We start from the raw sequence: 21,907 nt of genomic DNA on the forward strand, positions 1-21,907 counted from the left end.
GACAATCTCTCGTGAGGACTGGGGACAAAGTGAGCTCATCGTAACGAAACCCAACAACCAATGCCCAAACTGCTCCAGCACCCGCCCCCAGATCTCATGGGAGCGTTGACCGGAAAGGAGACGGATCATCGGCCCCGTGATTGTCGCAGGACTCGGGACGCCAAACAACAAACTCAGGGTGTCCACGTGACAATTCCGCCAGCTTTGTGATCGGAACGGAGCCCGCCATGAGAAAGGGGCCGGCGAGAACCGGCCCCTGTTGCCCTCCTGCAGCGACTCAACCCGAGAACACAAATCCGTCGCCATTGTGATCGATCTTGATCACCGTGCCCTCCGGATAACTGTTCTTTAAAATCGCGGATGCGAGCGGGTTTTGGATCTCGCGTTGGATCACACGTTTGAGAGGGCGTGCACCGTAGGCAGGGTCGTATCCCACCTCCGCGATTTGATCGATCGCGGCTTCCGAAATCTCGACCGACAAACCGTTGGCTGCCAGTCGCGTCCGAAGCTCCTCGAGTTGCAACTCCACAATCCGCCGAATTTGTGTCTGCTGCAGCGGATGAAAGATCACGGTGTCGTCGATCCGGTTGAGGAACTCAGGCAAGAACCTGGCCTTCAAAGCTTCCTCGACCGCCGCACGCATTTCGTCTTCGCCGCCGCCTTCCTCGGTGACGCGCTGGATCACTTGGCTGCCAACGTTGCTGGTCATCACAACGACCGTGTTGGTGAAGTTCACCGTCCGGCCTTGCCCGTCCGTCAGTCGCCCATCGTCGAGCACTTGCAACAAAATATTGAAGACGTCCGGGTGAGCCTTCTCCATCTCATCGAGCAAGATCACCGCGTACGGGCGCCGCCGCACAGCCTCGGTCAATTTGCCACCCTCTTCGTAGCCAACATAGCCGGGAGGGGCACCGATCAAACGAGAGACACTGTGCCGTTCCATGAACTCACTCATGTCGATGCGAACCATTGCGGAATCGTCATCGAACATCACTTCTGCCAGCGCCTTGCAAAGCTCCGTTTTCCCGACACCGGTTGGCCCCAAGAACAGGAAGGATCCGATCGGACGATTGGGATCTTGCAAACCACTGCGACTGCGACGGACCGCGTCCGAGACGGCGGTGACCGCTTCATCCTGGCCCACCACTCGTTGATGCAAACGCTCTTCCATCACCAACAACTTGGCCCGTTCGGTTTCCATCATGCGAGTGACGGGAACGCCGGTCCAAGTGCTGACAACCTCAGCGATCTCTTCCTCCGTCACCTCCTTGCGGAGCAGACGACGCTTTTCATCCGCAGGACCGTCGCTTTCTTCTTGCGCTGACTCATCGCGTTTTTCAGCCTCATCAATTCGAGCCTGCAATTCACGCAGCCGCGATTGCACCTGCAACATCTCACTGTAGGCGTCTTCGGGACTCTCACCTCGGAGTTGCTTCTCCTTGGCTTCCGCGTCCAACTGAGCGAAACGATGCTGCAACTGATCCACCTCTTGGCGAACGGACTGGACATCGTCCAACCCCATCTTTTCGGTTTCCCACTGCTCCTTCAAACTGGCCAGTTCCGCCTTGGCAGCTTCCATCTCCGCTTCCACATCGACTCGTTTTTCGACCGCAGAAGCCTCTTGTTCATCCACCAACTGCCGGTGAACCAACTCCAATTGGCGAAGGCGTCGCTGCAAACGATCGATCGGTTCAGGCACACTTTCCTTTTCCATCGCCAAGCGACTGGCGGCTTCATCGATCAAGTCGATGGCCTTGTCCGGCAAGAACCGATCCGAGATGTAGCGGTCGGAAAGGTTGGCGGCGGCAACCAACGCACTGTCCGTGATCCGAACACCGTGGTGCGATTCATAACGAGGCTTCAAGCCACGCAGAATCGCCACGGTGTCTTCCACATTGGGCTCGCCCACAAACACAGGCTGGAACCGCCGCTCCAACGCCGCATCCTTTTCAATGTGCTGCCGATACTCGTCCAGCGTCGTGGCGCCAATGCATCGCAGTGCACCGCGAGCCAACTCAGGCTTGAGCAAGTTCGCCGCGTCAGCCGAACCTTCGGCATTGCCTGCTCCCACAACGAGGTGCAACTCGTCGATGAACAGAATCACCTTGCCATCGGAATCCTTGACTTCACGAAGCACCGATTTCAATCGCTCTTCGAAGTCACCGCGAAACTTGGCTCCGGCGACCAAAGCCCCCATGTCCAGGGATACCACCTTCTTGCCTTTCAGGCTTTGCGGCACATCGCCTTCGAAGATGCGGAGGGCCAACCCTTCTGCGATCGCCGTTTTGCCCACGCCCGGTTGGCCAATCAACACCGGGTTGTTCTTGGTGCGACGCGAGAGAACCTGGATCACACGACGGATCTCGTTGTCGCGTCCAATGACCGGGTCCAACTTGCCACTTTGAGCCAACTGGGTCAGGTCGATGCCGAATTTCTCAAGGGCTTGATACGTCGATTCCGCATTGGGATCTGTCACACGGGCCGACCCACGAATCTGGCTCATCGCTGTGAGCAGATCGTTCTCAGAAACGCCCAACAAGGACAACAGATTCTTGGCCTTGTTGTCGGTGCGAGCCAAACCGACGAGCAGATGCTCGGTGCTGACGTATTCGTCTTTCAACGATTCCGCAGAAGTCGCCGACGCTTCGAGTGCCGCTTGCAGTTTCGCGGACACACGCGCCTGGCCCATGCCCGACGCGTTGGGAAGCTTTTCCAATTCGCTCACCAACAACGACTTCAGTTTGGATACATCCACATTGATCTTTTCCAGCAATGGCGTTGTGATTCCATCTCGCTGGTTCACCGCAGCGGAAAGCACATGCAGCGGATCGATCTCGGCGTTGCCTGCGGAAGTGGCCTGGGCTTGCGCCTCAGCAACCACGTTTTGAGCTTGAGTTGTGAGTTTGTCGATTCGAAAGGCCATCAGAATCTCCAGGCAGAGTAGGAGGGTGGGACAAGGGGGTGGGACACGGAATCAATCGAGAGGACCAGCAATACAATTTCCGCGCCGAACGGCATCGCCAAGGACAAAATGAACAGACATAAAAAAAGCGAGCGCCCGCTCGGCTGCGATGCAGCCGAACGAGACTCGCCGTTATCAAAAACGTGCGAGCCGAAAGGATTCACCCATCCGACTCACATCGGTTGGGTCACTCTTTGACTTCGAACTCCGCGTCGATCGCGTCGTCGTCATCGCCACCGCCCGCAGTTGCGCCAGCGGCACCCGCCGCATCAGCTCCTGCTTCGCCAGCTGCATCCGTTTTTTCGTACAAGACCTTGCTGAATGCTTGTGAGGCAGCTTCCAGTTCGTCGGACGCAGCCTTGATCTCAGCCAAGTCATCGCCTTCAGCGGCTTTCTTGACCTTCTCAATCGCAGCGTTCATCGGAGCCTTGTCGTCATCGGACAACTTGTCATCGTTCTCGCCCATCAACTTCTCAAGCTGGTAGACCTGCTGATTGACCTTGTTGCGTGCTTCCACCAATTCAAACTGCCGCTTGTCTTCCTCGGCATTGGCTTCCGCATCCTTCTGCATTTGCTCGATGTCACTGTCAGACAACGCGCCACTGTCTTTGATTTCGACATTGGCTTCCTTCCCTGTTTTCAATTCCTTGGCCGAAACGCTCAGAATGCCGTTTTGATCGATGTCAAATTTCACTTCGATTTGCGGCACGCCACGCGGGGAGGCGGGAATGTCTTCCAAGTTGAATTCAGCCAGCAACCGGTTCGCATTGGCCATCTTGCGTTCCCCTTGGAAAACGCGAACGGTCACTGCTGTTTGATTGTCAGCAGCCGTGCTGAAGACGTTCTTCTTCTCGGCTGGGATCGTGGTGTTGCGTTCGACCAAGGCAGTCATCACGCCACCTTCGGTTTCGATTCCGAGCGTCAGCGGGGTCACATCAAGCAGCAACACATCATTGCGGTCACCAGCCAAAACGCTGCCTTGGATCGCAGCACCCACCGCAACCACTTCGTCAGGGTTGACGCCTTGGTGAGGCTCTTTCCCGAAGATGCTTTTGACAACTTCGCGAACCTTGGGCACACGTGTGCTACCACCGACCAACACGACTTCGTCAATGTCCTTGGGGTCCATCCCAGCGTCTTTCAATGCTTGCAGCACTGGACCGCGGCAACGTTCCACCAACGCATCGATCAACTCTTCAAACTTGGATCGAGTGATCTTCATCGTCAGGTGCTTCGGTCCCGAGGCATCCATCGTGATGAAGGGCAAGTTGATGTCGGTCTCAGGCAACGTGCTGAGCTCTTTCTTGGCCTTTTCGCAAGCCTCTTGCAACCGCTGCAAAGCCATTGCATCGTTGCGAAGATCGATCGCGTTTTCCTTTTGGAATTCGCTGGCAACATAGTTGATCAATGCTTCGTCGAAGTCATCGCCGCCGAGGTGAGTGTCACCTGATGTGCTGATCACTTGGAACACGCGGCTCTCTTGATCTTCGTCACCACTGTCGGCAACTTCCAGAACAGAGACGTCGAACGTACCACCGCCCAAGTCGAAGACGATGATGCTTTCATCCTTCTTCTTGTCCAAACCGTATGCCAGAGCAGCAGCGGTTGGTTCGTTGATAATCCGAGCGACTTCCAAACCGGCGATTTGGCCAGCGTCCTTGGTCGCTTGTCGCTGTGCGTCGTTGAAGTACGCAGGAACGGTGATGACCGCTTTGTTGACCTTGTGTCCCAGGTAGGATTCCGCCGATTCCTTCAACTTACGAAGGATCTTGGCAGAGATTTCCTGTGGGGTGTATTCACTGTCGCCCACCTGAATTTTCACGTAGTCGCCCGGTCCGCCGGTGACGCCGTAAGGCACCATTTTTTCTTCCGACTGAACTTCGTTGTGACGACGCCCCATGAAACGCTTGGCCGAGTAAACGGTGCGTTTCGGGTTGGTGACGGCTTGACGTCGAGCGGGTTCGCCGACGATGGTTTCTTGCTTGTCGGTGAACGCGACCACACTTGGAGTCAGTCGATTTCCCTCCGCGTTGGGAATCACCTTGGGCTCGCTGCCCTCCATGATCGCGACCACGCTGTTGGTGGTCCCGAGGTCGATGCCGATGATTTTTTCGCCTTGTGCCATGATGCGTGAACTCCTGTGTCCGAGCGGGTTAGTGGGTGTCAAATGATATGAGTCTGGGTTTCGCCGGGCCGACCGCGGCACCTGGGCGGTCCATTTCGTCAGCCTTTTGGTTCGATCGCCAGATATGGCAAGATCTGTGCCAGACACCTTCACACGCCCCTCTTGCCAAAACGACAACTCTCGAAAAACACCTGATTCGCCGACAAAAACCCAACTCGACCGCTGTAAAAAAAACATTCCATTCCGTTTTGGCAGCCCTCCTAAATCCTTGCTCTGTGCCACAATGCTGCCTTGCCAAAACGGCAGTCACCTTTCGCACACGCTCGAAAGACAGATCCCATGAGCTCACCTGAATCACGCAATCCAACCGAATCCATCGACACCCAAATCCTGGAACTATTGCGTGAACGCTGTCGGGTGATGACCCAACAAGCAGCCTCCAACGCGGAATCCGATTGGGCCGGCACCCTGGCGTCGATCGACCGCCTCGTCAGCCAAAAGGAAGCAGACGAAGCGGCTGCGAATCCCACGATTTGCCCCGAAGACCAACGCAGTGTCTTGCGACACGTCGCTTCCGCCTGCTGGCGCACCACCCGACCTGGCACCTTCGCCTTCCTTGGACCGACAGACAGCTACAGCCACCTCGCAGCACTCGCTTACTTTGGTGAGGCAGCCAATCTCTTGCCTGTCCCATCCATCGGCGCGGTCTTTGACGCGGTCGAGCGAGGCGACTGTGCGGGCGGAATTGCCCCGATTGAAAACAGCACCGATGGCCGCGTGGTCGACACCTTTGGCCGGCTTTCCAAAGGCAAAGTCTCGATCACCGGCGAAGTCCAACTTGCCATCCACCACCAACTGCTGGCGATGTGCGATCGCGACGCAATCACGGAAGTCCACAGCAAACCGCAGGCAATCTCACAATGCCGCGCCTGGCTGGCAAATCATTTACCCACTGCAAAACTGATCGAATGCAGCTCGACCGCTGCCGCCGCCAAATTGGCTGTCACTCAGCCTGGAGTCGCCGCGATCGCTAGCGAAGCGGCCGGACGCCGGCACGGACTTCGCGTCATCGGGGCCAACATCGAAGACAACCGTGACAACATCACCCGCTTCGCGGTCCTCGGACACAACCAACCCACCGCCACTGGAAACGACAAAACAACCCTTCTGTTTCAGGTCGCCCATCAGCCGGGCACACTGGCCGATGCAATGGGCATCTTCAAGCAGCATGAGCTCAACCTGACCTGGATCGAATCGTTTCCTCAGCCGGGGACAAAGAACGAGTACTTCTTTGTCGTCGAATTCCCAGGTCATCGCGAGGACCCCGCCGTTGCCAAAGCAATCGAACACCTGAAAACTGCGACGCATCACACTCACGTGCTGGGAAGCTACCGCCGCGCGGCTCGAGCCGAGAGCTGAGAATGGCCGGCAAAGCCAACCGCCTTTCATAACCTGCAGCGTTCGCCCGGCGTTCCTACAAAACAGATGCCGCCCCGGCACTCTGCTCGGCCACCAAACGCGCGACCAAATCCTCGACTGCAATCCCATCCGCTTCGGCGGCAAAAGTTGGCACAATTCGGTGACGCAACACCGGCAAGGCGAGCGTCTGTGCGTCTTCAAGCGTCACATGTGTGCGACCGTGCAACAACGCACGTGCCTTGGACGCCAGCACCAACTGCTGGCTCGCGCGCGGACCAGGCCCCCATTGGATCCACTCTTTCACCCAGCCCTTCGCGTCGGGCTCGCTGGGGCGTGCCGCTCGAACCGCGTCAATCACCCAGTTCTTCACGTGCTCCGGCAATGGAACCCGGCGGACAACGGATTGAAACTTGCAAATGTCTTCGCCGCTGACGACGGGCTGAACATCCGCCAGATCACCCGATGTGGTCCGCTCAACAATCTCGGACTCTTGATCGCGAGAGGGATACCCAACGACGACATGAAACAAGAACCGATCCCGCTGAGCCTCTGGAAGCGGGTAGGTCCCCTCCTGCTCAATCGGGTTTTGCGTCGCGAGAACAAAGAACGGCTCTTTGAGAGCGTAGGTCTTGCCGCCCGCCGTGACCTCGTGCTCCTGCATCGCCTCCAACAGCGCCGCCTGAGTCTTGGGCGGCGTCCGGTTGATCTCGTCGGCCAACAACATTTGTGTGAACACGGGACCGGGCCGAAACAGCATCTCTCGACGGCCGGTTTCGTGATCCTCTTGAATGATGTCGGTGCCGGTGATGTCGCCCGGCATCAGGTCAGGCGTGAACTGGATGCGACGAAAATCCAGACTCATCGAACTGGCCAAGGTCCGAACCATCAACGTCTTTGCCAATCCCGGCACACCCTCCAGCAAACAATGACCGCGAGCCAAGATCGCAATCAGCAATTGCTCAATCACATCGCTCTGACCGACCACGATTCGGCCGACCTGCTCCTTGACCTGGGCAACGCTCTGAATCAACGCCTCCGCAGTTTCGATGTCCGAACCTTCGGGATTGTCTCTGGGAGGCGGTGTGACCATCGTGCTAGACGTCCAAGTTTCGCACATCAAGTGCGTGGGTTTCGATGAATTCGCGACGGGGCTCAACTTTGTCCCCCATCAACAAACGGAACATTTCGTCGGCGGCGCCTGCGTCAGTCAGATTGACCTTCACCAGCGTCCGGTTGGCGGGATCGAGCGTTGTTTCGCGGAGCTCTTCCGCGTTCATTTCGCCCAGTCCTTTAAAGCGGGTCACTTGCAAACCCTTTTCACCAGCAGCCCGCACTTCCGGCAACAGCTCCCGCAGGTCTTCCAGCGGTCGACGCAGGTCTTCGCCACGAACGAGTTCAAAGCGGGGCGTGGTGGAACCGGTTCGGTCGGCCGGGATCAAATCCTGCAACCCGAACCCAAGCGGCTCCATGTCCTTCAAACCGCTGTTGATCGTCCGAACCTCATGCAGCTCGGCCAGGTGAGCGACCAATCTTTCAGGCTCATCACTCTCAGCGACCGGCTCACCGTCGGCATTCAACTCTTCTTCAGGCTGGTCGATGTCCAAGGTAGCGTTGTTTTCAGCGAGGTAAGTCTCCACATCCGCTTGCTTCATGAACCAGTGTTCTTCCCCCAGGATCGTTAACAAGAACGGAGGCAGCTTGCCGGTGACTGGATCAAATCGTTCGCTGTGAACACGCAGACTGACACCGCGTCGTTCCAAGGCAACGATCGCATCTTCCATCGACGCCAGCGCGACGCAGAGGGCTCGCATGGTATCGCCTTCGGCGCTGCGTCCATCTTCGGTCTCGAATCGCGTGTCATTCAAACCGCGTTCGAGCAACTGGCCCTTCATCTCCTCTTCCGATTGGATGTAGTAGCGGCTCTTGCCTTGCGAGACCCGGAACAAAGGCGGCTGGGCCACATAAACGTGTCCCGCGGCCACCAATTGGTACATCTGTCGATAGAAGAAACACAGCAACAACGTGCGAATGTGACTGCCATCGACGTCGGCATCCGTCATGATGATGACTTTGTTGTACCGGCGTCGCGTGAGATCCTGATCGGCACCGATTCCAGTCCCAATCGCTTGGATCATCGACTGGACTTCTTCGTTGGCCAGCACCTTGTCTTCGCGACTCTTGTACGCGTTGATGATCTTACCGCGAAGCGGCAGGATCGCTTGGTACTCTCGCATCCGCCCACCTTCGGCCGACCCACCAGCCGAATCACCTTCGACCAGGTAGACTTCGCACTCTTCCATGTTTTTGGAGATGCAATCGCGAAGTTTGCCGGGCAAACCACCGCCACCGAGGGCGTCCTTTCGCTTTCGCAGCTGATCCTTGGCCTTGCGAGCTGCTTCGCGAGCTTCCGCGGCAAGCAAACCTTTGCGAACAATCGCCTTGGCAGTTCGAGGATTCTCTTCCAAGTACTTGCTGAGTGCTTCGCCAACGCCACTGGTGATGATGCCGTCGACCTCGCCATTGCCAAGCTTGGTTTTGGTCTGACCTTCGAACTGCGGGTGAGGAACCCGCACGCTGATCACCGCCGTCAGACCCTCTCGAAAATCGTCGCCGGTTGGCGTGGTGCTCTTGAACAGGCCTTCTTTTTTGCCGTAGTTGTTCAACGTCCGCGTCAGAGCGGATCGAAAACCGGACACGTGCGTTCCGCCTTCGATGGTGTGAATGTTGTTGACGTACGACTGAACCGTTTCCGTGAACTCGGTGCTGTACTGCAGCGCCATGTCGTACTCGACACCTTCTTTCTCACCGACGAACTGAATCACATCGCCGTGCAACACGTCGCTGGCACGGTTGAGGTGCTCCACGAACTCAACGATCCCACGGTCATACTGGTAGTCGCCGCCTTCGCCGTTTCGCTCGTCGAGGAATTTGATGCGAACGCCACTGTTGAGGAACGCCAGTTCCTGCAGCCGTTTCTGCAGTGTGTCGAAGTTGTACTTGGTGACCGTGAAAATCTGCCCATCGGCTTTGAATGTGGTCTTGGTCCCCGTTTTTTTCGTCGGCCGACCTTTCTGAATCGGGCCGGTGGGAATCCCGCGTTCGTAACCCTGAGTCCAAGTCGACCCATCCCGGCTGACTTCCACCTCGGCCCACTGGCTCAAGAAGTTCACCACGGTCACACCCACACCGTGCAAACCGCCGGAGGTTTGGTAGGCCCCCTTTTCGAACTTGCCGCCGAACTTCAGCACCGTCATCACGCCCTCCAGCGTGCTGACTTCGCGATCCAGCTCCTCTGACAACTGATCGTGACGTGTCACGGGGACCCCGCGACCATCGTCTTCCACCGTGACACTGCCATCGGTGTGAACGATCACGCTGACTGATTTGGCGAAACCAGCCATGGCTTCGTCGATCGAGTTGTCGACGACTTCGTAGACCAAGTGGTGCAGACCGCGGACGGTCGTGTCACCGATGTACATCCCGGGACGTTCGCGCACGTGCTCAAGATCCGACAGGTGCAGCAAATCCTTGTCGGTGTACTCCGAGTTCGCCGCCGGTCCCGTCGAAACACGCTCCACCGGCTTTTGCGGACCAGCGATCACCTCGGCTGCATCCCCGTCGCCGGAAACCGCTCCCGCGGGCACAACGTTTGGATCCTCGGATGGGTCGTTCGAAGCAGGGTCAGTCGAGGAGGAATCGCTCATGAATGGGCGGCCCGTGGAGGCCGTCAAATGCGGGGTTTTCGACGCTGCAGGCGGTCTCGCCCGCTCGTCAAAAAAAAGCGTCAAATAGCAGTCAGCATTCTACCAAAAAGAACGACTTTGCGCTAGATCACGTGCACGCCTCTGCGAGGAAACGTTTCCGATTCTGCAGAGGGCTGCACAGGGCGATCCTGGGCCGGATTCAGAAGTCGCCGAATGGATCTTGCCCCCCCGCAGGAGCAAAGGGGTCTTCCATCGCGCCCCCGAATGGATCCGCGCCACCGCCCCCACCAAACGGATCGGCGTTCTCTGGCGCTGTCTCTTTCGGTTTCGTTGTCTCCAATTGAACCTCAGATTCCTCTTCGGTTTCGACAGGAGCCGTTGACTTGAGCACCTTTGGCAAGACCGAGCCGGGGCGTCGCAGGCACTGCATCGTGCCACGATCGTTGACCAAGTACAGGCGATCGGAATGGCGATTGACCACCAAAGCCTCGGGCTGAATGCCGGGAAAACGCCCGAGCAACTTGCCGTCTTCCGCTGACATCACCAACAGGGATCCCGACAAACTGCGTGCGTAGATCTTCCCATCAATCGCGCCGAGCAACTCCTGAACACCCGGCACCATCTGCGGCCAAACTGAATAGCCGTCACTCGCCGAAACACACATCAGGTTGCCATAGATGGTCGGGTACAGGACCTTCTCGTTGTAGAAAATTGGACTGGAATAAATCGGCTCGCCCGTTGGCCGACTCCACAGCACTTCGCCTTCACGAGTCGCTTTGATGCCATAGATCTGGCCGGATTCGGAGCCGAAGAAAAATCGTTCTCCCGATGCAGCTGCCGGAGAACCGCTGACGATGCCATCCGTGTTCAATCGAAATTGCACGTTGGGTTCGCCCTCCATCTCCATCACGTAAACAAAACCTCGGCTGGTTCCCCAAGCCACTTTGTTGGAATCCGCTGCATGCGTGGGCACCGCCAAGGACGATCCTGCGACGATTTCAGCGAAAGGATCCAGGGTTGGATCCACCAATCCATAACAAACAATCCGATCACCAATCGACGGCACCAACGCAAACCCGTTGCAATGCACGACGCCTCGGAGTGGCACATATTCCAGTGAGGTGACACCGAACACCTGTCCATTTTTGACATCCAGCTTGATCAACTCGCCACCGTTGACGACGGAGACAAACGCTTCATCGACGCCCAAACCGCCATAGCCACGCTGTTCGGATCCGACCCGTTGCAACCAAATCAGATCCCCCGATTCAGCGTCTCGGCATTCCACGGTCCCATCATCTGACAAGGTGTAAAACCGAATCATTGGCACCTTCTGAATCCGTGATTTGGCTTCGATGCCACGGCGTTTCAATCGAAGAATTTCATTCCGGCCCAAGCGTTCTGCTTCCGCCTGGTCAATGGCTCCCCGTTTGGTCAGATCGGTGTCGACCTGAAATCGAGCGTAGACGACAGCGTTTTCGTCCATCGCATTTTCAGTGGACTCGGCGTCAGCTTCCGCTGCGGCAGGCTTGGATTCCCCCGACTTTTGGACGATTTCCACAAACACATGACTCTGCGTTTCGTGAACCACCATCTGCTGATCGACGATGGATTGGCGACCAGCCGGGACGCTCAGACTGCGACGCCACACCTCTTCCAACCCAAGCTGGCGGGTCTCGACGGGGCCGAGCAGTTGGTGATCAGCAAGTGCAGAAGCAGCGCCCCCCAAAGCGCAGGCGGCAACCAGCGTGAATGAAAGGATGAGGCGGAATTGAGAAAAGCGATGCATTGCAGCGATACCAGAAAAGAACGGGAGCCATCCGGAAGACCGTTCAGCATAATCCACGATCACCGCGACCGCGAATTTCCCAATTGGAACGGTTTCCGGTACACTCGGCTGGCGAGAAAAAGGGCCGCAAGATCGATTCAAACGTCGTAATCGCCCCCAGTTTTTCGCGTCTTTCATCGAGGCCGTGAGCTTCCGTGCGTTCCGCGGGCTCTTTTTGGCGGCCTTGATCCCACTCCCTCGTATCCGCTCCCAGCCAGAATGGCCAAAATTTTGATGCTCGTCGGCGACTTCGTCGAAGATTACGAAGCCATGGTTCCCTATCAGATGCTGCTGATGCTGGAGCACGAGGTGGCGACCGTCTGCCCCGGCAAATCCGCCGGTGACTCCGTGGCCACCGCGATCCACGACTTCGAAGGCCATCAGACCTACACCGAAAAACCAGGCCACCGGTTCGCCATCACCGCCGACTTCGATGGTCTGAACCCCGAAACCTTCGACGCCTTGGTGATCCCCGGCGGCCGCGCACCGGAGTACCTGCGTCTGAACGAACAAGTCCTCGACATCGTTCGCCACTTCGCGGACCAGGACAAACCCATCGCCGCCGTCTGTCACGGACCGCAAATCCTGGCCGCAGCCGGCGTGCTGAAGAATCGCCAGTGCAGTTGCTACCCCGCCGTCGCCCCCGAGGTTCAAATTGGCGGCGGAACCTACATGCCGCCCGGCGAAGGCATGGACACCGCCCACGTCGATGGCAATCTGGTGACCGCACCGGCTTGGCCCGCTCACCCCGCATGGATGCGTGAATTCAACCGACTGCTCCCCTCGGATTGATGAACGTTCCCGATCCCAATCGCGTCGATCCCCCCTCCGGCCTGCCACCGGACCATGCCGACGCGTTGCGTGAACGGAAACAACAATTGCAGGCCGCATTGATTCGTGTCCGTCACGAGGCACATGCGGCACGGCTCGAAGCCAACGCCGCCCGACTGGAAGCAACCGCTTCCCAAATCGAAGCGGAGCTTGAATCCATTGGCCGCGCCTCCATTGAACAGGGCGAGACGGCTGATCCGCCCAGCATCGACGAACCAGCCTCCTCTGCATCGCAACACAACTGGAATCCCCCGGGCTTCGCACGAACCAGTCGCTTCGCGTCTTGGAACGAAGTCCGCGAAGCGGTTGATTCCTTCGCGAACGTCACCACCCGCCACGATCCTGGACACGGCGTCTCGGTGCGAGCACCGAAAATGAGACGCCTCGGCGAAACAACATTCCCGGATGCGATCTCCCCCGCTCCGATGGATGTTCCTGATTCAGACGCGACCACCGATCGAGCCCCCGTCGAAACCGACGCGACTGCTGAATCTGAACTGCTGGAAGACTCGCCTGTTTCCTCCGCCGACCAACGCCTTCCAGCCGACCAAAACCTTCCAACGGATGACGAACCACCCCCGTCCAACAAACCGCTTCCAAGCGTCATTGCGGATGACGACGAAACCGACACCAGCGGCCGTCGTCGCAAACCAGTCGCGGTGATCGCCAGCGCCATCGTCCACGTGGTTCTGCTGTTCATCCTTGCCGCGTTCACTCTCAACAACGCACGCCCCAAAGATCAAATGGCGTTCTCCGCTTCCGCGACCAGCGAGAACGAAGAGAGCGCCATGGAAACCTTTTCCATCGAAAGCAGCGAGCCGGTCACCGAGCCGACTCAGTCGCAGCCCGATGAAACGCAGTACGATGTCAGTGAGATGGGTGAGATGCCGATCGTGGACATCACCTCAACCGCCATGGACTCGGTCGCGACGGCCGCGGCAAACCTCTCGTCACTTTCCAGCTCCTCGTCCGCGGCTTCTCAAGCGATGCAGAAGCTGAGTTCCGACGCCAATTCGCAAATGGAATTCTGCGGGGTCGAAGGGGGTGGCAACCACTTTGTCTATCTCGTCGACAGCTCTGGCAGCATGGGCGACGCCTTCACCTCGGCTCGATCCGCCCTGCTTCAATCGATTGACATGCTCACTGAAAAACAACGCTTCTACGTTGTTTTCTTTGACGCCGAGTGCGACTACATGCAGCTGTCCGGATCTCCCACCCCCGAATCACGCAGTGCTTACGCCACCCCCAACAACAAACAACAACTTCGCAATTGGGCGATGCGAGTGTCGATGGACCGCGGCAAAGCTCCCTACGAACCGCTGCGATTCGCGCTGGAACTCAAACCCGACGTGATCTTCCTGCTGTCCGACGGCGAGTTCCCACAAGGCATCGAAGATTTGCTCACCGAAGAGAACCGGTCGACCAACTTGTTCGGTGACACCGACCCCATCAGCATCGTTCACACGATCAGCTACCACAGCCGCGAAGGCGAAAGTCGGATGCGCCGGATCGCGGAAAAGAACTTCGGACAATACCGCCACGTCCCCAAACCCTGAGGCCGACGTTTGGCCGCCGATCGCTTCCTCCATCGCGTCCCCCGAACGCTCGCTTGGATCACCTCGCATGCCCATCGTTGGCACGAGTGGTACATCGACCAGCGATTTGGTGCGATTGATGACGACGCCCAACTCGGTCGCCGCGGGGAACAAGTGGCCGCTCGGTTGCTGCGACGCAAAGGCCTGCAAGTCATCGCCGAAAGTGAATCCGATCGCGCTGGTGAAATCGACCTGATCGCGATTCGCAAACGTCCACGGCTGATGGTGTTTGTGGAAGTCAAAACGCTCTCCACCACACGACCGGGGCACCCGGCCGACCGAGTCGACGAAAACAAACAAGCCCGGATCACCCGCGCTGCCCTGCGGTACTTGAAACGTCAAAAGCTACTCGGCGTTGCCTGTCGCTTTGACGTGGTCGCGGTTTGGTGGCCGGGCGATGAACCACACCCGACTCGCGTCGAGCACTACGAATCCGCGTTTGATGCCGTTGGGATCGACTCGTTCTTCGTCTGACTCCTCCACCAGTCGATCAAATTGGTGAGCTAGCAAGACCGCATCGCGAAGGCCTGAACGGCATCACGAAACAGCGAGACGCCATCTTCCAGCGATTTCAGTTCGATGAACTCATCGACCGTGTGCGCCTGTTCGATGCTGCCTGGCCCACAAACGATTCGGTGACTGAGTTCTCCCAACACCGCGCCGTCGGTGGAATAACAGACCGTTTCGGGTTTTTCCCGCCCGCAGTAAGGGACGGCCAACTCGCACATTCGAACAAGGGCCGGATCGTCGGTGCGAGTTTCCAGCGGTGCAATGGATTTGTAGCCGAAAAAATGCAACCCGAGTTGCTCCGCAGCCGCTTTCGCATCGGACATCAAACAGCCGCCATCGACGCTGGGCATCGCCCGCCAATTGGCCCACACTTCGCTGCGATCCGGAACGATATTGGTCGCGTCAGCGTGGTCGCTGATCCCAAAGTTGAACGTCAACGTCGGGGGATCGAATCGATCGTCTCGCAACATCGGGTCCGTCTGCGATCGTTCGTGCAATTCGAGGATCGTTTGCAGAAAGGGAATCATCAGAACATTTGCATTGACGCCTCGATTGGTGCTGCTGTGGGCGGCTCGCCCGTGCGAGACCACTCGAAATCCCCCCATGCCTTTGTGCGCGTGGACGACCCGCAACTCCGTTGGCTCACCGATCAATGCGACCGGATCATGAGCCACCAGGTCGCGATAGGCCGGACTGCTTTGCGCCAATTCCTTGGCACCTCGGAGCCCCGTCTCCTCGTCGGCAGTGCAAACGATCCAGAGCGGCGCGGATTGCTTCGACGCATCCAAACCGTCCACCACAGCCAGCATCGCAGCCAACGATCCCTTCATGTCACACGCACCGCGACCGTACAAACGGTCGCCTTCCAACACCGCCTCGAAGGGGTTTCCGCCGGGCCCGACCCATCGATCCGCCGGCACAACGTCGGTGTGGCAAAAATAGGCCAGCCCCGTTTGGTTTTCAGCCCGATCGCCGGACGGCATGGACAAGTCGCTCGCTTTTTCCGGCCAGTCGACCGGCAGACGCTTGGCAACCAAATTGAATTTTGGGACACCTTCGCCATCCAGGTACCGCGTTTGCTCACATTCGAACCCTTGCGCTTGCAAACGCTCCGCCACCCACTCCGTGATCGCCTGATTGCTGGTATGACTGACCGTCGAGAACGCGATCAAATCGGACAATAGTCTGACAACAAGTGACAAAACGAGGTCTCGGTAGGAATAGCCGTGGCAACTCAAATCCGACAATTTACACCTTCCAGCGGCCCTCTGCACCCGTGAATGCTCCCGCCTCCCCCGAACGCTCTGTGCCTCCCGATTCCAACGAGACCGGGCCGCCATCCGATTGGCGACCGTGGGAGCGACTGGGCGAACTGGCCGAAGCCGGTGACGCGGAAGGCCTGGAGAGCTATCTTTCCAGTCTGGGGGCAAACGACCAGGCTCTGGCTCTGAGCCGCTTGGACGAAGAGCACCACACCGCGGTCCTGACGTTGCTCCCCGCCGAGGAAGCAGCCGAAGTCCTGCGACACCTCAGTGAGACCCAAGCGGCCGAATTGGTCGACGCATTGGATGCAGCGGATGCCGCGGCCATCGTCCAAGAGATGTCCAGCGATGAGCAGGCTGACTTGCTGGGTGACTTGGACGACGAACAAGCCGAATCCATCCTGCTGGCGATGCCGCCCGCGGACGCGGCCTCGGTCCGAGAACTGGCCGCCTACAGTGATGACCAAGCAGGTGGCTTGCTCGTTCGCGAGATCCTGCGTTTCAAGCAGAGCAGCTTGGTCCACGAAGTCATCACGACACTCTCCGAAAACGCTGAAGAGTTTCGCGACTACGACGTCCAGTACGCCTACCTGACTGACGACAACGACAAATTGGTCGGCGTGTTGCCAATGCGGAACCTGCTGTTCGCCAAACGCACCGACCCGGTGGCGGACATCATGATCCTCGATCCGCTGTCGGTCACCGCCAGCATGCCACTGGATGAACTGCGAGATTTCTTTGACGCCCATCACTTCCTGGGCGTCCCCGTTGTCGATGACAACCACAAACTCCTGGGCGTCGTCCACCGAAACGCAGTGGACTACGAATCGACCCGGGCTGCCGAAAACGACTTCCTCAAAAGCCAGGGGATCATCGGCGGGGAAGAACTGCGAACGATGCCGCTCTGGCAAAGATCCAAACGACGCCTGAGCTGGCTCAGCATCAACATCCTGCTCAACATTGGCGCGGCGGGTGTCATTGCCTTGTATCAAGACACGCTGTCCAAAGTGATCGCGCTGGCCGTGTTCCTTCCGATTATCAGCGACATGAGCGGCTGCAGCGGCAATCAAGCCGTCGCGGTCAGCATGCGAGAGCTTTCACTTGGCTTGGTTCGCCCCGCCGAAATGTTTCGCGTGTGGCTGCAAGAGATGAGTGTCGGCCTGATCAACGGATCGGTGCTCGGACTGCTGGTCGCGATTGTCGCCGTGATCTGGGACGGCAACCCTTACCTCGGACTGGTCGTGGGAATCGCGTTGTGCGCGAACACTCTGATCGCGGTCTCGATCGGTGGCACCGTTCCACTGCTGCTCAAACGACTTGGGTTTGACCCCGCCGTTGCCAGTGGCCCATTGCTAACCACGGTGACCGACATGTGCGGGTTCCTGCTGGTCCTCGGGATGGCCACGGCGTTGTTGGATCGTCTGATCTAAGCAGGCGTCCAGGTGTCATCGTGTATGTGAGCCGTTGGCGTTCGCCACGGTTTTCACGCACAACCGGGCCTCACGCTGGACTGCGAAATGTTCGGTGTTGACACGGAAAATGCGACGTTGATTTTTATTCTGTCCTACGCCCCAACGGGGCAGCTCTAAGATAGCCCCAGGCATCGCCTGGGGTTTCGTTACGGAGATTCCGACACCAGCCCCAACGGGGCGGCCCTAAGAAAGACTCCCCAAAACCCGCTAGGACCGCCCCCGTTGGGGCTTTGTAATCTTGGTCCCGCCACAACCCAGGGCGTTGCCCTGGGCTGGCATAGGGCTGCCCCGTTGGGGCGAAGTCGAGGAACGAAACCTGCGCAGTCCAAAGCGGTGTTAATACCAACCTTTTGACAGCGAACCCAATCGCTGCACTCACTCCGGTCGGGTTGCGACCTCAATCCGGTTGGCATCGTTGAGATACGCCATCAGGTTGGCGATCTCCTGCAAGGACAACTCGTCCAACAAACCACTCGGCATGATGCTTGATTGGCTCGGTTGAATCAAATCCACTTCGGATTCAGCCAAGATTGTCACGTGGTTGTTCGAATCGCGAATTTGCAAGTCGCTTCCGGCTTTGCTGACCATGCCAACGTAAACATCGCCATCCAGCGTCAGCACCTTTTTGCTCGCATACTGGTCACTCACAACGTGCGACGGGTACAGAACCGACTCGAGAATTTCGCGGCGAGTGAATCGCCTCGCCACACTGGTCAGGTCGGGTCCGATCACAGTCCCTTGGTTGCCAGCACGGTGACAATTGGCACACTGGACCCGGGCGTAAACCTCCGCCCCTGCAAGTGCGTCACCACCCTGCCCTTCATCACTCTCCAGGTGAGTGATCAATTGTTCGAAGTCCCAACGTGATTCCTCTTCTCGCGGGAGTTCCGCCACTGGACGATCGGGGAACGACTTGGCGTACCAACGCTGCCAAGCAGCCATGGATTGCTTGGCACCTTCGGGTCGCTGCATCCCCGTCCAATGCTCCAGCAATTGCTCCACACTTTCAAACGTGGCCCCTTCTTTTTCAGCTCGCAATCCCATCAAGACCAACGATCGCAATGCCATGGGATCATCGGTGGCGATCGGCACGGCTCGAAGTCGAGTGACCACTTCATTCGCTGCGGGACCATCCAAGACGTTCAAGCTGCGAACCAAGTAGTCCCAGTTTTCTCCATCTGGGTTCTGCGCCAACGCCATCGCCACCACCGCGCGACGCTGAGGCTCCGTTCGCCAAATCTTTCGCAGGTGAGCCGACGAGGCGTCGTCAGGAGCGGTTGCCAGCATCGCGATGATACCCGTTCGCAATCGACGATGAACGTCATCGACCTTGTCTTCCTTGGTCAGTTCATCGTCCAGCGTGCGTAGTTTTTCTGCCGTGGCCTCGCTGATCGGACGTTCCAATTGAAACAGAGCGCCGAGAGCCGAGTTTCGCCAACGACTGCCTTCGTCCAGGATCGCCTGGATGTCGTCCTCGGAAAGGTGACGCGCGAAATCACGGGTCACACCCACCATGTACATCGGCAAAGAGCCTTCGCTGTCTCGTCCAGCGATGCCTTCATAGAACTTCAGCAATGCAAACCGTTCGCGTGCCGACCATTGACGGTCGATGCGTTGCAAGCACATCGCGGCCAGAACACGGTCCAGTTCCGGAGCATCGGATTCCAAGTACTCCATCGCACGCGGCACCAGCGATTCCGCTTGCAGGTAGCTCGCCAGACGAATCAATTCATGATTCATGCGAGAATCTCCCGCAGGAAATTCATCGGCAATTTGTTTTGCCAACCAAGGCACATCGTTGGCTTTGATGTTGCAACGATGCAAAGCAACTTGACACAGACGCAGCGTGTCAACGAAGTCCTTGTCGCTCAAAAACTCTTGCATCATGTTGCTGGACCGTTTCAGCACCAACAACCCAGTCATCTTGTTCGTGTCCGCGGCCACCAGTGCCAACATGCCGACCAAGGCGGTCCGTGTGTCTTCGTGAAGGATGACGGTTTCCTTCCACTTCGCGGCTGGAATCCGTTGCAAGACCTGGCGAGCCACATAGGACAGCACTCGGTCTTCATGGGCCAGCAGATCGATCAACGGTTGTGGATCATCAGGAATTTGATTGCTCCGCAGCATCGCTTCGCAAACCGCACGACGGACTCGCAAGTCACTGTCGGTGAGCATGTCGTTCAAACGAGCCTTCGCTCGCGATGAGGGGTTCAGTCCCAGCTGAATCGCAGCTCGACGTCGCACCAATTCGCTTTCGGCTTTGGACAATTCAATCAGCAAATCGTCACTGGGAACGGGCCCGTACATCTGCATCAAGTTCATGGCTCGAATGCGGTAGGACGGTGGGTTTTCATCGCTGTAGGCGACTCCCGCCAATTGTTGATCCCAATCGCTTCCCAGCTCGCGACGAATCGCGGCGATGCGTTGACGCGACCAAGCCGCATCCAGTTGAGGCTGGCGAACGGCAGCTGCGATGCCGCTGCCGAGTTGCTTCATCGCCTCAGGAATTTTGCCTTGATAGACGACGCGGTAAACACCGCCGGCGGTCCCGCGACCTCCGGTGCAGAAATACAACGCCCCGTCTGGACCGACGGCCAAGTCGGTGACGTTGAGCGGCTGCCCTTTCAAGAACACTTCGCTGTCCGCTTGGAATCCGCTGCCATTGGGTTTCAAGCGAACGTTCAGAATCCGACCTTCGGACCAATCCGCCATGAACAAACTGTTGTGGTAGCGAACCGGGAACATGTGATGCTCATAGCACTCAATCCCAGTGGGGCTGCCGCGCCCGGTGTCCAACACGTTTGGCAGTCGGTCGATGTAATACTCAGGCCATTTCGCCCAACCCGGTCGCCATCCGAATTCACTCGCTTCGGTCACATCCATCAAGGCGGTGGGACGGTACCAAGGCGTTTCCACGTCGGCTTCCATGTCCGCGTCATGCACAAACAAGTTGCCTTCCGGGTGGAAAGCCAAGTCGTATGCGTTTCGCAATCCACCGGCGATACGCTCGATGACTTTGCCTTCAATGTCGGTCCGAATGATCGTTCCACCGGGTGCCTTCACCCCGCGTCCGTGCCCGCCGGGATCTTCATAACGAGGCAGCAAGTCGCCTTCGTAAACATCTTTCAGTGTTTCGCCGCTGCCTGTTTTCCCGATCGGTTTGACATAGCTTCCGACCGAGATGTAAATCATTCCATCGGGTCCCAGACGCAATCCGTGAGGGCCATGCTCTCCACCGTTGCCACTGAATTTCACGATCGTCTTGACAGTTTCCAGTTCGCCATCTCGGTCTTCATCGATCAAGCGATAAAGAGCTGAACCATCGGGACCGTCGGCGGTCACAAACACTTCGCCGTTGAGTGGCAGAATGCCTTGGATGGACTCGACTTGGTCGCAATAGGTCTGGACGTCTTCGGGGACTCCATCGTCGTCACGGTCCGTGACGATCAACAACGGGCCGCCTTCTTGCGACAGCAACACGTGCCCAAATTCATCAAACGCCATCGCGATGACGGATCCAACTTGCTCGTCGTTGATCAAACGCTGAACACCGAAGCCGCGCTGGATTTGAAAACGTTCGGAATCCTCCTTGGCGACTTCGACCTCCACGCTGGGTTCGCGGTCCCATGGAGCGGTTTCACCGAGCGGGCCAAACACCGAAGCTGACTGCCAGGCTCCATCGTTGTAAGCCGCGGTGTTCCACAGCGGAATTTCTTGCAGATTGGTTTTCCAAGTCCGATCGGAGCTGAACGTGAACCATTTCTCGCCCATTTCAGGTCGAATCGACACCCGAGCGACAAGCGCGGCGGTGTCGCCACGAGTGTTCTGCACCTGCACCGCGACGACATTGCGTCCCGGTTCGATGTAGTCACTGATATCGAACTCTTGCATCTGCCGGTAGGACTCGCCCTCGCCGACTTTGCGACCGTTGACATGCACCTCGTAGGCATCGTCCGCCGCGATCTCGATGATGGCCTCGCCGCGATGGCGGAGGTTCAAAGATTTGCGGAACCAGCACGTTTCACCGTGCGGGATCGCTTGCTCCGCGGTCGTCCCCGACGCCCAAATCCACTCCGCTTCCGCCGCGAAGGTTCGAGTGTCCCAGCCTAAACACAAAGCACTGACGGCAAGCGTCAACGCGATCAAATGGAATCGTCCAGCAGACATCCTGATTCAGCCTTCCATGGCGTGGAGTCAGT

Annotated in this window: 12 protein-coding genes; 5 read left to right on the top strand and 7 right to left on the bottom strand. The window is 57.9% G+C overall.

The features are described from left to right. Nucleotides 1-277: 277 nt before the first annotated feature. Together clpB and dnaK are read right to left on the bottom strand one after the other, a co-directional pair. Nucleotides 278-2,923, bottom strand: coding sequence for an ATP-dependent chaperone ClpB (clpB, locus tag UH5x_RS15065; RefSeq protein WP_047817390.1), 2,646 nt, complete (start codon nt 2,921-2,923; stop codon nt 278-280). 226 nt (nt 2,924-3,149) lie between these two features. After that, nucleotides 3,150-5,087: a molecular chaperone DnaK gene (gene dnaK / locus UH5x_RS15070; RefSeq protein WP_047817389.1), complete on the bottom strand. Its 1,938-nt coding sequence runs from the start codon at nt 5,085-5,087 to the stop codon at nt 3,150-3,152. Nucleotides 5,088-5,426: 339 nt separating this feature from the next. Here dnaK and pheA point away from each other — a divergent pair, with 339 nt between their 5' ends. Next, complete coding sequence (gene pheA, locus UH5x_RS15075) at nt 5,427-6,506, top strand: prephenate dehydratase (protein ID WP_482632881.1); 1,080 nt, start codon at nt 5,427-5,429, stop codon at nt 6,504-6,506. 55 nt (nt 6,507-6,561) lie between these two features. Here pheA and UH5x_RS15080 read toward each other — a convergent pair whose 3' ends face one another. The 3 genes from UH5x_RS15080 to UH5x_RS15090 all read right to left on the bottom strand — a co-directional run bounded on the left by UH5x_RS15080 (nt 6,562) and on the right by UH5x_RS15090 (nt 11,999). Next, nucleotides 6,562-7,596, bottom strand: a complete 1,035-nt coding sequence (locus tag UH5x_RS15080) for an AAA family ATPase (RefSeq protein WP_047817459.1) — start codon at nt 7,594-7,596, stop codon at nt 6,562-6,564. Between the two features lie 4 nt (nt 7,597-7,600). Further along, nucleotides 7,601-10,210: a DNA gyrase subunit B gene (locus UH5x_RS15085; RefSeq protein WP_482632882.1), complete on the bottom strand. Its 2,610-nt coding sequence runs from the start codon at nt 10,208-10,210 to the stop codon at nt 7,601-7,603. A gap of 199 nt (nt 10,211-10,409) precedes the next feature. Continuing rightward, a complete protein-coding gene (locus UH5x_RS15090) occupies nt 10,410-11,999 on the bottom strand; it encodes an outer membrane protein assembly factor BamB family protein (protein WP_482632883.1) in 1,590 nt (529 codons plus the stop codon). Between the two features lie 258 nt (nt 12,000-12,257). Between UH5x_RS15090 and UH5x_RS15095 the strand changes: the two genes are divergently transcribed. The 3 genes from UH5x_RS15095 to UH5x_RS15105 are packed head-to-tail and all read left to right on the top strand — an operon-like array spanning nt 12,258 to nt 14,938. Further along, a complete protein-coding gene (locus UH5x_RS15095) occupies nt 12,258-12,830 on the top strand; it encodes a DJ-1/PfpI family protein (protein WP_482632884.1) in 573 nt (190 codons plus the stop codon). After that, complete coding sequence (locus UH5x_RS15100; protein ID WP_482632885.1) at nt 12,830-14,425, top strand: vWA domain-containing protein; 1,596 nt, start codon at nt 12,830-12,832, stop codon at nt 14,423-14,425. Before UH5x_RS15095 ends, UH5x_RS15100 begins: the two co-directional genes overlap by 1 nt. A 9-nt stretch (nt 14,426-14,434) precedes the next feature. Beyond that, complete coding sequence (locus tag UH5x_RS15105; RefSeq protein WP_047817383.1) at nt 14,435-14,938, top strand: YraN family protein; 504 nt, start codon at nt 14,435-14,437, stop codon at nt 14,936-14,938. A gap of 29 nt (nt 14,939-14,967) precedes the next feature. Here the strand turns inward: UH5x_RS15105 and UH5x_RS15110 are convergent, their stop codons facing one another. After that, entirely contained in the window at nt 14,968-16,221 is a 1,254-nt protein-coding gene (locus UH5x_RS15110) for a M20 family metallopeptidase (protein WP_047817382.1), read from the bottom strand. Nucleotides 16,222-16,250: 29 nt separating this feature from the next. Between UH5x_RS15110 and mgtE the strand changes: the two genes are divergently transcribed. Further along, nucleotides 16,251-17,666, top strand: coding sequence for a magnesium transporter (gene mgtE, locus UH5x_RS15115; protein ID WP_047817381.1), 1,416 nt, complete (start codon nt 16,251-16,253; stop codon nt 17,664-17,666). Nucleotides 17,667-18,083: 417 nt separating this feature from the next. Here the strand turns inward: mgtE and UH5x_RS15120 are convergent, their stop codons facing one another. Beyond that, the gene (locus tag UH5x_RS15120; protein WP_482632886.1) at nt 18,084-21,875 is read right to left on the bottom strand and encodes a DUF7133 domain-containing protein; all 3,792 of its coding nucleotides are present in this window, start codon (nt 21,873-21,875) and stop codon (nt 18,084-18,086) included. Nucleotides 21,876-21,907 lie beyond the last annotated feature (32 nt).

Source organism: Rhodopirellula sp. UH5 (genome assembly GCF_056839225.1).